12 protein-coding genes are annotated in these 13,098 nt (G+C 61.9%); 6 read left to right on the top strand and 6 right to left on the bottom strand.

Annotated features, from left to right (window positions below; translation table 11 throughout):
* Positions 1 to 60 precede the first annotated feature (60 nt).
* Entirely contained in the window at positions 61 to 1,431 is a 1,371-nt protein-coding gene (locus J8C01_RS12565) for an acyclic terpene utilization AtuA family protein (protein ID WP_211433182.1), read from the top strand.
* A gap of 208 nt (positions 1,432 to 1,639) precedes the next feature.
* Positions 1,640 to 2,008, top strand: coding sequence for a hypothetical protein (locus tag J8C01_RS12560; protein WP_211433181.1), 369 nt, complete (start codon positions 1,640 to 1,642; stop codon positions 2,006 to 2,008).
* A 128-nt stretch (positions 2,009 to 2,136) separates the two neighbouring features.
* Here J8C01_RS12560 and J8C01_RS12555 read toward each other — a convergent pair whose 3' ends face one another.
* From J8C01_RS12555 to J8C01_RS12540, 4 genes are all read right to left on the bottom strand, one after another.
* A complete protein-coding gene (locus tag J8C01_RS12555; RefSeq protein ID WP_211433180.1) occupies positions 2,137 to 3,096 on the bottom strand; it encodes a pseudouridine-5'-phosphate glycosidase in 960 nt (319 codons plus the stop codon).
* A gap of 15 nt (positions 3,097 to 3,111) precedes the next feature.
* On the bottom strand, positions 3,112 to 4,650 hold the full coding sequence (locus J8C01_RS12550; protein ID WP_249355526.1) for an N-acyl-D-amino-acid deacylase family protein: 1,539 nt from the start codon (positions 4,648 to 4,650) through the stop codon (positions 3,112 to 3,114).
* Between the two features lie 116 nt (positions 4,651 to 4,766).
* Positions 4,767 to 6,899, bottom strand: a complete 2,133-nt coding sequence (locus J8C01_RS12545; protein ID WP_211433178.1) for a xanthine dehydrogenase family protein molybdopterin-binding subunit — start codon at positions 6,897 to 6,899, stop codon at positions 4,767 to 4,769.
* A complete protein-coding gene (locus J8C01_RS12540) occupies positions 6,896 to 7,369 on the bottom strand; it encodes a (2Fe-2S)-binding protein (RefSeq protein WP_014101207.1) in 474 nt (157 codons plus the stop codon). Before J8C01_RS12540 ends, J8C01_RS12545 begins: the two co-directional genes overlap by 4 nt.
* A gap of 232 nt (positions 7,370 to 7,601) precedes the next feature.
* Here J8C01_RS12540 and J8C01_RS12535 point away from each other — a divergent pair, with 232 nt between their 5' ends.
* The 4 genes from J8C01_RS12535 (at position 7,602) to J8C01_RS12520 (ending at position 10,696) form a co-directional block, all read left to right on the top strand.
* On the top strand, positions 7,602 to 9,089 hold the full coding sequence (locus J8C01_RS12535) for a hypothetical protein (RefSeq protein ID WP_211433177.1): 1,488 nt from the start codon (positions 7,602 to 7,604) through the stop codon (positions 9,087 to 9,089).
* A 49-nt stretch (positions 9,090 to 9,138) separates the two neighbouring features.
* Positions 9,139 to 9,648 (top strand): hypothetical protein, encoded by a 510-nt coding sequence (locus tag J8C01_RS12530; RefSeq protein WP_211433176.1) that lies wholly within the window; start codon positions 9,139 to 9,141, stop codon positions 9,646 to 9,648.
* Positions 9,649 to 9,729: 81 nt separating this feature from the next.
* Complete coding sequence (locus J8C01_RS12525) at positions 9,730 to 10,326, top strand: hypothetical protein (protein WP_211433175.1); 597 nt, start codon at positions 9,730 to 9,732, stop codon at positions 10,324 to 10,326.
* 97 nt (positions 10,327 to 10,423) lie between these two features.
* A complete protein-coding gene (locus J8C01_RS12520) occupies positions 10,424 to 10,696 on the top strand; it encodes a hypothetical protein (RefSeq protein WP_211433174.1) in 273 nt (90 codons plus the stop codon).
* Positions 10,697 to 10,832: 136 nt separating this feature from the next.
* Here the strand turns inward: J8C01_RS12520 and J8C01_RS12515 are convergent, their stop codons facing one another.
* Together J8C01_RS12515 and J8C01_RS12510 are read right to left on the bottom strand one after the other, a co-directional pair.
* On the bottom strand, positions 10,833 to 11,831 hold the full coding sequence (locus J8C01_RS12515; RefSeq protein WP_211433173.1) for an RluA family pseudouridine synthase: 999 nt from the start codon (positions 11,829 to 11,831) through the stop codon (positions 10,833 to 10,835).
* Positions 11,831 to 13,084: a hypothetical protein gene (locus J8C01_RS12510; RefSeq protein ID WP_211433172.1), complete on the bottom strand. Its 1,254-nt coding sequence runs from the start codon at positions 13,082 to 13,084 to the stop codon at positions 11,831 to 11,833. The genes J8C01_RS12515 and J8C01_RS12510 overlap by 1 nt, the downstream gene beginning before the upstream one ends.
* Positions 13,085 to 13,098 lie beyond the last annotated feature (14 nt).

The following is a 13,098-nucleotide window of genomic DNA, read 5'->3' as shown; positions in this document are numbered from 1 at the left end:
ACTGGCTTACCATGCCCGGCGTACGCCAAACATCTGAAAGGAACAGGTTGGATTGTTGCCATGAAAACCATTCGTATCGCTTGCGGGCAGGGCTTCTGGGGCGACTGGCTGGAAGCACCGGTGCGGCTCATCGAAGGCGGACCCGTGGACTACCTCGTGCTCGACTATCTGGCCGAAGTCACCATGTCCATCATGCAGAAGCAGAAGTCCCGGAATCCGAAGGCCGGATTCGCCACTGACTTCGTGGCCCTGATGGACCGCATCCTGCCGCAGGTTCTGGCAAAAAACGTGCGCGTCATTGCCAACGCCGGGGGCGTCAACCCCCAGGCCTGTGCCGAAGCTGTGCGGATGGTCGCGGCCAGGCATGGACTGGCCGACCAACTGCGGATTGGCATCGTCGCCGGAGACGACATTTTGGGACGCCTCGACGAACTCATGGCAGCCGGTCACACCTTTGAAAATCTCGATACCGGCGAGCCGCTGGCCACCGTCCGCGCACATCTCCAGAGCGCCAACGTCTATTTCGGCGCCCAGCCCATTGCCGAGGCACTCCGCCAGGGGGCCCAGGTCATCATCACCGGACGCTGCACCGATACCGGACTGGCGCTTGCCCCCTGCATTCACGAGTTTGGATGGGCAGCCGATGACTGGCATCGGCTCGCCGCCGGCACGGTCGCCGGACACATCATCGAGTGTGGAGCGCAGTGCACTGGCGGCAACTGCCTTGTGGACTGGGAGACGACCCCGGACTACGCCAACATCGGCTTTCCCATCATCGAGATGCACGAAGACGGGACGTTTGTCGTCACCAAACACCCCAACACCGGCGGACGTGTCACCGTGGCCACGGTCAAGGAACAGCTTGTCTATGAAATGGGCGATCCGACGACTTATATCACGCCGGATTGCATTGCCGACTTCACGACGATCCAGCTTGCCCAGGAAGACACCGATCGCGTCCGGGTCTGGGGCATTCAGGGCCGGCCGGCTACGGAGTTTTACAAGGTCTCGGCCAGTTACTTTGCCGGATACAAGGCCGTGGGCAGCCTCATCTACGCCTGGCCGGATGCCTACGCCAAAGCCCGCCGGGCCGACGCCATGCTGCGCCAACGGCTGCACGACCTGGGACTGCACTTTGACGAAATCTGGACGGAATACGTCGGCGCTGGCGCGTGCCACGGTCTGCAACTGGCCGGAGAACCGTCCCGCGACCTGCCGGAAGTCGTCCTGCGGGTGGCTGTCCGCTCCTCTGACCAGGCCAGCGTCGAGCGGTTCACCAAAGAGCTGGCCCCACTGGCCCTCAACGGGCCGCCGACCGTCACGGGCTTTGGCTCCGGGCGGCCAAAAGTCGAGGAAGTCGTCGCCTACTTCCCGACGCTGATTCCCAAAGCCGTCGTCACACCGGATGTTCAGCTTCTGGCCAACGGGTGATGTTCCCGTGCGGCGCCTGGCGCCTGATCGTCGGATGCCACCCCGCCGGTTATCTTGTCCACTTCGGGCATTACGGAAATCTTCGGGAATTTTTCCGAACCTTGGGAACCCTTCCGTCGTTATAGAAGGCGTCGAAAGACAACGGTGTGGAATGAACTGGAAGGTTCGACCATACCGCCACCTTCGGAAAGTTTTTACAGGAGTTCCTATGCGTTTCTTCGGAAAGACATTTGTCCTTGGTCTCACCCTGACGGCCCTGCTTGGCGTTTCCGCTCTGGCAGGCGAAGTGACCAAAACCCTGACGCTCAACCGGGATGTATCGGTCAACGGCACCGTCGTGAAAAAGGGCACCTACAAGGTGAAGATCAACAAGGAAACTGGCGAAATGACGATCCTCAACGGCAAGGAAGTCATTACCAGGACAACAGTTAGCCTTACCACCGATGAGCGTAAGGCAAACGGTGATGAAATTGCGCTCACCCAGAATGGTGACACCAACGTGCTCAAGAGCATCAAGTTCGATGGCTCACGTGAGCGCTTCAGCGTGACGAGCGCCCAGGCAGCTCCCAATCAATAAGCCTGGGTACAATACGAAGCCTCTTCTGCTCAACAGAAAGCGCAAACGCCCGGTCTTCCGGGCGTTTTTTTCTTTTTTGCAAGTAAAGCTTAGCCAGTTTGTAATGTTTTTCTTACTGGGATATATACTCAGTCTTTCCGTTTTTTGGACGCGATTGCACAAGCTATTTTGGCAGCAGTTTGGGCATTTCGCTTCAACAGTTTGACATTGGCATCCAGGCTTTTGCCATCCGTCAATGAACTCACCTGCGCCAGCAGGTAGGGTGTGACGGACGCCCCCCGGATGCCCAGGGCTTCAGCGCGTGACAGGGCCGCCTCGATGGCGACCTCGACACCGGGGACTTCCTCCGGCGGCGGCTGCACCACAACAACGCCCCCTCCCCCCCAGGCACGCTCCACCTGCCACAGACGCGCCAGGTCATCCAGACATTCAAAAGTAAAGCCCAGCCGCCGCCCGCTGCGCGCCGTGTAGAAGGCCGGAAATTCCGCACACTGCCACCCCACAACCGGCACACCATGGGTTTCCAGCCACTCCAGGGTGGCCGGTATGTCCAAAATGGCTTTGGCTCCGGCGCAGACCACCAGCACCGGATACCGGGCGAGGGCGGTCAGGTCGCCGCTGATGTCCCAGCTCTGGGCAGCACCGCGATGAACCCCGCCAATCCCGCCGGTGGCCATGACCTCGATGCCGGCCAGGGCAGCCACCCGTGCGGTTGCCCCGACGGTCGTAGCCCCATCCCGGCCCAAAGCCACGGCCGCCGCCAGATCACGCGCCCCCAGCTTGGCCACCGTTTGTTTATTGGGCGATACATCTCCCTCAGCAGAGGGCGTATCACAACACGCAAATTCACCAAATTGCATTATCAGACACTTGTCCATCCCCACCACCACCCGCCCCCCGACTACGCCCACTGTCGCCGGGACAGCTCCACCAGCGCGCACTTCGGCCTCCATCGCCAAAGCCGTCTCCACATTCACCGGATAGGGCAGCCCGTGGGCAATGACGGTGCTCTCCAACGCCACCACCGGCTGCCCCTGTGCCAGCGCCGTCGCCACTTCCGCCGAAAGCTCAATCCCTTCCGCGTTCATCCGGCCCCTCCGGGTCTATCTGGCTTCCCCGGCGGCCGCCCGCCGGATGGCCTGTCCCGGACGCGCACCGGTCAGCTTGCCATCCTGCAGAACGGCCACTCCACGAACAAACACCGCCTGAATCCCGGTTGGAAAGTGATGGGGATCGTCATAAGTGGAGTTATCCTGAATCGTCCGGTCATCAAACAGCACCAAGTCGGCGATGAAACCTTCCTGAACCAGACCCCGCCGCCCCAGCCGGAACGTCTGCGCTGGCAGGCTCGTCATCTTGCGTACGGCGTCTTCCAGACGGAGTACCCCCAACTCGCGTACAAACCGCCCCAGCACCCGCGCATTGTTGCCATAGCCACGCGGATGCGGTACGCCAAGGCCCAGTTTGCGCACGCCGGCATCAGACGCCACCATCGTGAACGGCTCGCGCATGATGGTGGCCACATCATCTTCCCGCATGGTGTGGTAGATCATCCCGGCCCCGCCCTGCTCATACATCACCAGGATTTGCTCGGTCTGGGCATCCAGGTCATCCGTGCCCCGGGCCAGGCGCGTCACTTCCACGAGATTTTTGCCGTTGTAGTCCACATTTGCGCCGTAAAACGCCACCACGGCATAGCTGAAATCCTCGCGGGTCTTGGCCTTCAGGTTGGCTTTGAGTTCCTCTTTGACCTGCGCCCGGAGCGTGGCATCCGCAAGGCGACGGAGCGCCTCTTCGCGCCCACCGGCCAGCACCCAGTCCGGCAGCAGGCTCTCCAGCGAAGTCGAAGACGCTGTGTAAGCGTACTGATCCACTGTCACTTCCAGCCCCCGGGCGCGTGCTGCCCGGATCAGTTCCAGTGCGCGGTCAGCCTGCCCCCACAGCCGGGGCGTGGCCACCTTGAGGTGGGAGATGTCCACCGGCAGACCGGCCCGCTCACCAATGGTGATGGCTTCCGCAATGGCTTCCAGCACACCATTGCCTTCATTGCGCATGTGGGTCACGTACAGCCCGCCAGCCGCCGCGACAACTTCCGCCAGCGCGACGATTTCATCCGTTTTGGCGAAACTCCCCGGAACGTAGATCAGTCCCGTGGAAAGCCCCACTGCGCCATCGTCCATGGCCTTGGCCACGAGACGTTTCATTTCATCCAGTTCTTCGGAGGTCGGCTCGCGGTTGGCATAGTTCATCACGGCCGCCCGGACTGAACCGTGCGCAATGAGCGTTGCCAGGTTGACCGTCAACGGTGTTTCTTTGTAGCCCCCCAGAAATGCTCCGACATCCGTCACCGAACTCCCACAGTTTCCGGTCACAAGCGTCGTCACGCCCATGCGGATGAAGTTTTCGGCTTCCGGGTAGCGGAAGATGTCTTCCACGTGGGCATGGACATCAATAAAGCCCGGCGCAAGGATGTGTCCCCTGGCATCCACTACTGTCGTGGCCCGGCCGGTCAGCTTGCGCCCCACGCGCACGATGTAACCATCTTTGATGGCCACCTCGGCCCGAAACCAAGGATTGCCCGTGCCGTCCACAACGCGGGCGTTCGTGATAAGCACATCGTAGGTTTCAAACGACGTGGGCACTGGCGTTTTTTCAGGGGCTTTTTCAGGGGCCGTTTCCGCGGGTTTTTGCGCCACAGCCCAGTGGCTGGCTACAAACCACCAGATAACCAGCCACCACAGGCGTCGTTGCGACCAGATCATGTATCCAGCTCAATGGGAAGTTTCCGAATCCGCTTCCCGGTCAGAGCGAACAGGGCATTACAAACGGCTGGGGCCACGGGCGGCAGCGCCGGTTCGCCGGCACCTGACGGAGACTCGCTGCTGGGAATGAGATGGACTTCGACGCGGGGCATTTCGGCCATCCGCAACAGCGGATAATCATTGAAATTGGACTGCACGACCCGTCCCTGCTCGACCGTGATCGCGCCGTACAGCGCCGCACTCAGGGCAAAGGCGATACTACCCTCGATCTGCGCCTCGACCTGACTTGGGTTGACCACTGTACCGACATCCATGGCGCAGACAATCCGGTGAACACGCGGCAGGTCATCCTCAACGGACACTTCCGCAACCTGGGCACAAAACGCGCCGAAGGAAAAATGGGCTGCCACGCCACGGGCGCGCCCCCTGGGCAAGGGCTGCCCCCACCCGGCTGCTTTTGCCGCAACTTCCAGTACCCGCTTCAAACGCGGTGCTTTCCCCAGCCGCACCAGCCGGAACTCGACCGGATCGGCTTTGGCCGCATGGGCCAACTCATCCATCCACGATTCCTGCACAAAGGCATTCTGCGAATCGAACACCGCGCGCCAGAACCCAATCGGCACGGCGGTGTTGGCGCGGACATACTCCGCCCGAAAATTCGGCAGTTCGTAGGCTGTTGTGGTGATACCAGCCATGGCCCCCGGATCGACGCCTTTGCCCCCGTCCGGCTGGCGTTGCCCCCGAATGGATGGGGCCACCAGCCGATGCAGTACGGCCACCGGCTGTCCGTTTTCGGCCAGGCCGGCTTTGACCACGTGCAGGCTGGCCGGGCGATACCAGCCGTGCTGCATGTCTTCCTCGCGCGTCCACGTCACCTGCACCGGGACACCATTGAGCCGCCTGGCGACTTCAACGGCATCCGCCGCATAGTCGGCTTCAATCCGCCGCCCGAAACCGCCGCCGAGCAGGGTGACGTGAATTTTGATGCGCCCGGCATCCAGCCCGGTAATGCGTCGGGCTTCATCCATAACAAAGTTCGGGAACTGCGTTGGGGCCCAGATTTCACAACCTTCGGCGCTGACCCGCGCCGTACAGTTTTGCGGCTCAAGGGTGGCATGGTGCAGGTACGGCACTTCATAAACGGCTTCAAGCTGTTTTGCGGCTGAAGCAAATGCCTTGTCGAAGTCTCCGTCCTGCCGGGCGACATCCCCCGGCGACGTGGATTTCTCAATGAACATGGCGCGAATGTCCGCACTGGAAAACTTCGCATGGGGGCCGTCGTCCCAGGTGATGCGGAGTTTTTTCGCGCCTTCAAAAGCCGCCCAGGTGTTGGTGGCCACAACGGCCACCCCCCGGTCCGTCACAAAGACCTGTTCAACGCCCGGCACCCGTTTGGCTTCAGTGTCCTCGACCTGCCTGACCTTGCCGCCAAAAACCGGGGGATGCACCATCGTGGCAAAACGCATCCCCGGCAGGCGCACATCCATGCCATAGACGGCCTTGCCGGTGACAATGTCCGGGTTGTCGTAGCGCGGCACACGCCGCCCGATGAGCTTGAAATCCTTGGGGTCTTTGAGTTTGACCGCCTTGGGATCAGGAACGGGAAGGTTGGCGGCATCAGCGACGAGTTCGCCGTAGCTGAGTTTTTTCGTCGCATCCGAAGGATGCAACACAAAGCCAGCTTCCGTCCGACAGGCATCGGCCGGGACATTCCAGCGGCGGGCGGCCGCCTCGACCAGCATGGCGCGCGCTGTGGCGCCGGTCCGTCGCAGCGGCTCCCAGGCTCCCCGCAGGCTGCCACTCCCGCCGGTGCCCTGAAATCCATAGCGCGACGGATCAAACGATGCCGTCTCCACGGTGACCTGCGACCAGTCAGCGTCCAGTTCTTCGGCCACCAGCATGGGCAGGCTGGTACGTACGCCCTGCCCCATTTCGGTCTTGTTGACAGTGACGAGAATGCGCCCATCAGGGCGAATGGTCACGAAGGCATTGGGAGCGAGCACCGGGGCGGTGGAATCCGCCGCCCGCACCCCGTTCGACTCGACGTGGCAGCCAAGTGTCAAAGCCACACCGGTCAGCGTCGCCCCGGCCAGAAACTCGCGTCGGGAAAGGTTGACAATCAGCGTCATGACCGTTTTTCCCCTTTCTGCAACGTGGCGGCGCGCTGTACGGCGGCCCGGATGCGCTGGTACGTCCCACACCGGCAGAGATTCCCGGCCAGGGCGCTGGCAATGTCTTCTTCGGTAGGCTTGGGCTTGGCCGCCAGCAGGGCCGCCGCAGCCATCATCTGGCCGGGCTGGCAGTAGCCGCACTGGGCGACATCTTCGAGCTTCCACGCCTGCTGGACGGGATGCGTTCCATCCGGCGACAGCCCCTCGATGGTTGTAACGCGCTTGCCTTCAACCCGTGACAGCGGCAGCGTGCACGACCGCACGGCAACACCGTCCAGGTGGACGGTACAGGCTCCGCAGAGACCGGCACCGCAGCCGTATTTTGTTCCGGTCAAACCCAGGACATCACGCAGCACCCACAGCAGGGGCATTTCGGGCGGCGCGTCACAGGTTTGTTTCGTACCATTGATCGTCACCGTGGTCGGCATACCCAGTACCTCAATCTGATGCAGTCAGGTCAGACGCGCGCGCAACGCATCCTAACGTCGGCTTTTACGCTACCGAATCCGAAAAAACAACGCGAAATGTCACAGGGCAAAGTTCAGGAAAGACAATTCACCGCATCCGAAAAGTGTGCTAAGTAACCATGCGCAGCCTGCGCTCACGACCGCTGTCCTCAAGCCAGCCTCAGCCCTCAAAGGTCATTCCTGGAATCTGTCTATGTCAGAGCAATCTGTTCCGCCATCTTCCCGCAGGCCACCGGTTCAAGTGCCGCCCGGCCGCTCCCAATCGCCCTACTTCCCGGAGTTCGGGCCAGCCTCATCCGGGACAGCCGGGGCCAGCTTTGGCGAGCAGTTTTCCGGGCCGGGGGGCGTGGGGCGCGTCAACTATGCCGCACCTGGTCAGGCAGCCAGTCCCTACGCCGCGGGTTATGCCAGCGCCTCCAAGCCCTGGTGGCAGAAGGTTTCACGCCGGGGCTGGATCATTGGCGGGGCAGCCGCCGGGGCTGTGACTATCGGCGGTGTCGCGGCCCTTGTCGCCCTGCTCAGCGAGGACGAAATTGACACCGATTCGCTTGAACTCCAGAAAAAAAGTGGCTGGAACATCGGTTCGGAAAACCGTCCGCTGACCTTCAGCGTTCCGACAACGCAACTTGATTCCCGAAACAGCCAGGCCTGGCAGAAGTATCTCGATTCGAACGCCATGCTGGCAGCGTTTGAGCCGCGCGGCAAATGGCAGCCGTATTTTGTGCCGACCCTGATTCAGTCCCTTCAGGCGGAGTCACTCAGAAGCCAGCTCAAGCCCATCTTTGGCCCAAGTATGGATGCCAGCTACGGGCGCGGACAGGCGCTGGCCGAAGACATCCTCGCCAATGCTGCCAACCCTGGCGAAACGGCGATTATTGTGGACCTCATCGGGCGCGACAGCATTGCCTACGGAGCCGGGTTGGCCTCCCACGGACGCCTGATTACGACGTTTGATAACTATCCGCACCCACTTGGGGTTGTCCCGTCGCATGAAACTCTGGCGGCGATGCTCTATTACGCTGACGAAATTGCCGCCAAACAGGCGACCCTCCCGGAACATGCCCCGCCGGTCTTTCTGCTCGACGCCTACCGGCTCAACGATTACAAGGATGCTGACAACCAGTTTGACAACCGCTATCTGGCCAAGGTCCCGCCAGCGGCCAAGCTCACTGAAGCCGGAATCAAGCACATCATCTACGTGACGCCGGACAGTTCCCGGAAGGTGGAGATGGACGACCTCAACGAGGATTTCGTGGACTACAAAAACGCCGGCATCAGTGTGGCCATCCTGCCGGCCAGCGAGTTCATGCCTGCCCCGAACCAAAGCGCGGGTACCAGTCGTCCCCGGTACTACTACGGTGGGCACCCGATGGGCAGTGTGTGGTTCTTCTATTCGTACCCCTACTATGTTCCCTCGCCGGTCTATGTCAGCCGTACGCCTTACTACCGCATGGTCTCTCCGGCGACGAACCCGATGGTCTCGCGTGTGCCAAGCTACACGCCGGCTCCGCGGCAGACCATGTTTTCATCCTCACGGATAGGGGGCGCGCGGGGCATTGGACGCAGCAAGCCAAGCGGGTTTGGTCGCAGCACAGTGCGGGTTGGCTCCGGCGGACGGATTACCGGTACCCGCGCCGGCCGCTCCGGCTCGTTTGGGCGCAGCGGCTTCGGCTTCGGATGATGACACAGGCTGTCTGTCAGGGATGCTTTGCCTTGGGTAGGTCAACCGGATGAGCACACCAACCGACGGGCTTTTTCTCCAGAGTGACGGGAAGCACGGCATCTGTGTGGATGCGACCGGTGCGCCGGGTATGCTGGCACCGGCACTCTCCGACCTGCTGGCCGCGCTGCGCGAAACGGACGAAGACCTCCCCGATTGCCTGCGCCAGATTGGACAGAACTGGGGCGAACGGATGGTTGCACGCTTTCCGGCACTCCTGGCCGAGCGTACCGGACGGACGCTGCCACTGGCGCAAGCCCCCGTTGAACCCTTTCTTGGCTTGTGCTGCGACTACCTGCAGGCGCATGGATTTGGGCGGTGCGACTTCGCCGCGCAGGAACCGACCCTGACCATCCACATTCAGGATGGGCAACCCGATGCCCTCCCGCTTCTGGCGGGTTTTTTTGAAGCCCTCATCTCCACAGTTGCCGACCTGCCGGTGCAGTGCCGGCCAGTCACGGAAAACGGTCATCATCTGCGCCTGGAGGTCTTCCAGCCGGCCGATGCCACTGAAAACTGATCTGTTGACTGTGGGCGTTTCTGCTTTACAGTACCCGGTATGGTGCGTGTGTCCCGTTCCCATTGGTCAGTTCTGGTAACGATGGTGGTGCTGTCGGCGCTGTGCGTGACACCACTGGCCTGTGTGCTGAACTGCCTGCTGGGTGGCTGCATGCATGCGGCTCAGGTGCAAGCCCAGCCGGCAACGGCCCACATTGCCCTGCCCGTCGGCGGCACCGTTGCCACGACGACGCCAGCCACACCGGACACCCTCACCCCCACGCCAGCCGTACCTCGGTCAAAACACCACTGCTGTGCGGTCAAAAAGCAGGAGCGGCTCCCGCAGCCGGGGGTTGAAGCCCCGGCGACGCCAGCCACACCGGCATCAGTCGCATTGGCAGCGAAAGCCATTTCCGGGCAGTCAATGCTTCGTCTGGAAACAAGCAGACTGACGGCCGGAAACACGGCGGCCCTCGTTGGCGCTGATGATGCGTGTTGCGGCTGCCACCATGCCGAAACGCCAGACCGGTTCACGGTGGCGTCGCTCTTTACTTTTGAGGCACCGCTGGCCGCAACGACCTGCCTGCCGGTTCGCCTTCCCGTTGTCCGGCGTCCCACGGCTTCACAGCGGCCGGTGGTCGTGGCGTACCAGCCTTCCCGCCGGGACACCTATCTCAGGTGCTGTGTCTTCAGGATTTAGTCTTCGGAAGTGGATTGTCCTTCGCTTTGACGGCTTATGCGCTCCACGATGAGCGCTTGGACTTCACACTTTCGTTGACACAAAAAGGAGACACATCATGCTGAAAGTTATCGTTCCAGCCCTGTTCCTCATGACCACGTTCTTCGGCGGTGACCTGGCCACGGCCAAGACCCCGAAGGCCACGAAGAAAGCCCCGGCCGCCTGCTGCGCCACCAAGAAGAAAGAAACGGCTTCCTGCTGTGCCAAGCCCAACTGCTGCGCCGATCAGGCCTGCGGCATGGGTGCGGACTGCTGTGCGCCCGGCAGCGACTGCTGTGTGGATGGGCAGTGCAAAGCCGGCAAGAAGGTGGCCAGGAAGACCACCCGCTGAACCGGCCGGCATCCGCAACCGAGCCTTTCGTTTTCATCTCTTTTCCACGCGCGGGGGCGCTCCCCCGCGCGTTTTGTCTTGTTGCACACCGCCCGTCCGGGCTGACAGGCCGGAAGGAACCAGCCGAAACGTGCGGCTAGGACAAGTGGGCTTCCGAGCCGGCAAAGGCCACAAGACAGCCTTGAAGGTCTGGCGGTAGCGGCGACACAAAACGCATCGGCTGCGCCGATACGGGATGCACAAATGCCAGATGCGCCGCGTGGAGAAACTGCCTTCCCAACCGCTCGACGGCCTGACGCTGGGACGGATGGCGCAGTTGCCGGTCACACCCTAAACCGTAGAGCGGATCGCCCACGACCGGATGCCGGATGTGGGCGCAGTGAACCCGAATCTGGTGTGTCCGCCCGGTCTCAATCCGTACCTCAAGGAGCGTCACCGGCCCGAACCGCTGCCGAACCACGTAGTGGGAACGCGCCGGACGTCCGCCGGGGTCCACTGTCATCTTCAGGCGGTGTTTGCGGTCACGGGCAATGGGGGCGTCAATTGTGCCGGTCCCGACGACATCGCCGTGAACCAGCGCCAGGTAGCCCTTTTCAACCGTGCGGGCGCGAAACTGCCCGGCGAGGTGTTCCAACGCCGCGTCAGTTTTGGCGACGACCATCAGACCCGAAGTATCCCGGTCGAGCCGGTGTACAATTCCCGGACGCAACGGCTCAGCCCCCGGCCGCTGGTGGCCGAAGTGAAACGCCAGCGCATTGGCCAGTGTCCCGTGCATCACGCCTGCCGCCGGATGGACGACCTGCCCGGCGGGTTTTTCCAGCACCAGGATCGCTTCATCTTCAAACCGAATCGTGAGCGGCAAGTCTTCCGGTACAAGGTCCGTTGTCACCGGCGCTGGAACATCCGCCTCAATTTCATCGCCCGGCCCCACGCGGTAACTTGCGCGCCGCACCTGTCCGTTGACCCGTACTTCGCCGTCGGCAATGGCCCGCTGGATGCGCGCCCGGCTGACGGCCAGAACCTCGGCCAGAAACACATCGAGCCGGAGACCGGCAGATGCCTCCGGCACCCGACACAGCACTGTCTCGGCTGCCGACAGGTCCAAGGCGCTGACAGTGGAAGGGTCTGCATCCATTACGGGAAGCTCAAACCCGGAAGGAGTTTGGCGATCTCCTGAAATGTTTTCTGAAGCCAATCGCCGAATTGTTCGGTGGGCAAATCCTCGGCGTAGGAAACATGATAGACCACACCATTTGGCGTTGGTTTGCACTCTCCACCCAGAAGCTTGGTACGTTCTTCGCGTAGCCGGGGCGATTCGCCAATCTCGTAAAGGTCAACCGATGTCATCAGATCATAGACCGGCTTGCGCTGCAAAATGATAACCAGCGGAAAGGTGCGCTGTGACACCAGATACCGAAAGGTAAGGTCATAACGGTGCATGAGCAACTCTTCCTGATTGCTGTGCCCCTCGGTGATGTGCACGCGCCTTGGGTCCAGCCCATGGACAAACTGCTGCATGACTTTTTTGCGCTCATTGAACAGCTTGAAATACTGCACGGCAGTACGCCGCTTGAGGGTTGGAGAAGGGGGCGTCACCAACGACGGAACAGCCGAAGGCGTCAGACTCCGCCCAACCGGTGACGCTGTTCCACCCGGCGGTGGCTCCGCTGCTTGGGGCGGGGGCGGCAGGCGGGTGCTGCTTTTTTCCAGGTTCAGAATGAACCCGACATCGTCACCGGCGGCTGCCGCCGGGGGTGGCACCGAGGCAGGTGACTTTGCCGGTTCCATCTCCATCAGTCCCAGAAAGTGTGTTGCGGAAGGGTCCACGAGCACTGTGTGTGTAGCCTCCACCTTGATCGTCCCAGAGAGGGATTCCACCTCTGTACGGGACGTGGCCGGAGGCGATACACCAGCCTGGGACTGCCGGATAGCCTCCACTTCGGCCGGGGCAACGACGACCGTTGGGGGAATGAAGGTATCCGTCACGGAAGGGTTCGGCGCGGCTTCCACTTGTTCGGGCGGAGCGGCTGCTGGCGACACAATGACGGTTGGAGGAATGACTGTGTCAAGTTCCGGCGGCGGCTTCTGACGCTGCGACTTGAGTGTTGGCGGGTCATCCACGGACCAAACTGCCGCTTCCGATGAAGCTGTCGTTTCAGACGGCGTGGCTGACGCCGGGGCGGCCAACCGACCCGACGAAGGCGACTCCGCAATGGGAAACTGCGGCGTAAAAAGCTGTGCCCGCTCCTGTTCGCTCATACGGGCGGTCACTTCCGTATCCGCAGGCACAGCCACCGGCTCTGGCAGGGGCACCAGAGGCAACCCGTGATAGGGACAAAACCGCTTGCCGTCATCCCAGGGGTTTTCACACTTTGGACAGGCTTTCATGAGGGTATCCACTC

It is taken from the genome of Chloracidobacterium sp. D (assembly GCF_018304685.1).
Lineage (GTDB): Bacteria > Acidobacteriota > Blastocatellia > Chloracidobacteriales > Chloracidobacteriaceae > Chloracidobacterium > Chloracidobacterium thermophilum.
Note: the sequence above shows the minus strand (reverse complement) of the source record. Positions and strands in the feature narration are given on the sequence as shown.

Coding starts and splice junctions, on each gene's coding strand:
- J8C01_RS12560 (WP_211433181.1), top strand. CDS start 1,640: ATGCGTTTCTTCGGAAAGACATTTGTCCTTGGTCTCACCCTGACGGCC.
- J8C01_RS12520 (WP_211433174.1), top strand. CDS start 10,424: ATGCTGAAAGTTATCGTTCCAGCCCTGTTCCTCATGACCACGTTCTTC.
- J8C01_RS12510 (WP_211433172.1), bottom strand. CDS start 13,084: ATGAAAGCCTGTCCAAAGTGTGAAAACCCCTGGGATGACGGCAAGCGG.
- J8C01_RS12535 (WP_211433177.1), top strand. CDS start 7,602: ATGTCAGAGCAATCTGTTCCGCCATCTTCCCGCAGGCCACCGGTTCAA.
- J8C01_RS12525 (WP_211433175.1), top strand. CDS start 9,730: ATGGTGGTGCTGTCGGCGCTGTGCGTGACACCACTGGCCTGTGTGCTG.
- J8C01_RS12540 (WP_014101207.1), bottom strand. CDS start 7,369: ATGCCGACCACGGTGACGATCAATGGTACGAAACAAACCTGTGACGCG.
- J8C01_RS12555 (WP_211433180.1), bottom strand. CDS start 3,096: ATGAACGCGGAAGGGATTGAGCTTTCGGCGGAAGTGGCGACGGCGCTG.
- J8C01_RS12565 (WP_211433182.1), top strand. CDS start 61: ATGAAAACCATTCGTATCGCTTGCGGGCAGGGCTTCTGGGGCGACTGG.
- J8C01_RS12530 (WP_211433176.1), top strand. CDS start 9,139: ATGAGCACACCAACCGACGGGCTTTTTCTCCAGAGTGACGGGAAGCAC.
- J8C01_RS12515 (WP_211433173.1), bottom strand. CDS start 11,831: ATGGATGCAGACCCTTCCACTGTCAGCGCCTTGGACCTGTCGGCAGCC.
- J8C01_RS12545 (WP_211433178.1), bottom strand. CDS start 6,899: ATGACGCTGATTGTCAACCTTTCCCGACGCGAGTTTCTGGCCGGGGCG.